The organism is Methylobacterium sp. J-059 (assembly GCF_022829485.1).
Lineage (GTDB): Bacteria > Pseudomonadota > Alphaproteobacteria > Rhizobiales > Beijerinckiaceae > Methylobacterium.
In genome coordinates, this window is sequence record NZ_JAKSYA010000125.1 from 1 (window position 1) to 787 (window position 787).

1 protein-coding gene is annotated in these 787 nt (G+C 73.4%); it reads right to left on the reverse strand.

What is annotated here, in order from left to right:
* On the reverse strand, window positions 1-787 hold a 787-nt coding region (locus tag MKK55_RS17910), incomplete at both ends, for a response regulator (protein WP_243936888.1).

Genomic DNA, 787 nt, shown 5'->3' on the forward strand with positions numbered 1-787 from the left:
CGAAGCCGTCCTTGAGGGCGTCGAACACCGCCGGGTCGAGCACCGCGTTCGCGCCGTCCGGCGCCGGGATCGGGGCGGCCGGGCGGGCCTCGCGCTGCGGCCCGGTCCAGCGCGCGATGGTGGCGTAGAGGTCGGCGCGCCAGAACGGCTTGCCGACATGGTCGTCCATCCCGGCCGCGCGCAGGTCCTCGATCTGCTTCGGCAGCACGTTGGCGGTCATCGCCACGATCGGGATCTCGCGGGCCGGCGACGCCAGCGCGCGGATGTGGCGCGTCGCGGTCAGGCCGTCCATCACCGGCATCTGCACGTCCATCAGCACGAGGTCGTAGCCCCTGCCCTGCTTCAGCGCCGCCTCGACCGCGACGATCGCCTCGGCGCCGTCCTCGACCACGTCCACCACGTAGCCCTGCGCCTCGAGCACCGCGCAGGCGAGCTCCTGGTTGAGCGGCACGTCCTCGGCGAGAAGCAGCCGGACGGCGCGTCCGGCGGGGTCCGTGGCCGGAGCCGCGGACGTTGCCGCCGCGACCCCGGTCTCCTCGCCCGGCGGCAGCGTGAGGGTGAACCAGAAGGTCGAGCCGACGCCCTCGCGGCTGCTGACGCCGATCTCGCCGCCCATCAACGAGAGCAGGTGGCGGCAGATCACCAGGCCGAGGCCGGTGCCGCCGAAGCGCCGGCTGATCGAGCCGTCGACCTGGCTGAAGCGCTTGAACAGCCGGTCCTGCTGCGCCGAATTGATCCCGATGCCGGTGTCGGTGACCTCGAAGCGCAGGTCGTGGCCGCGCGCCCC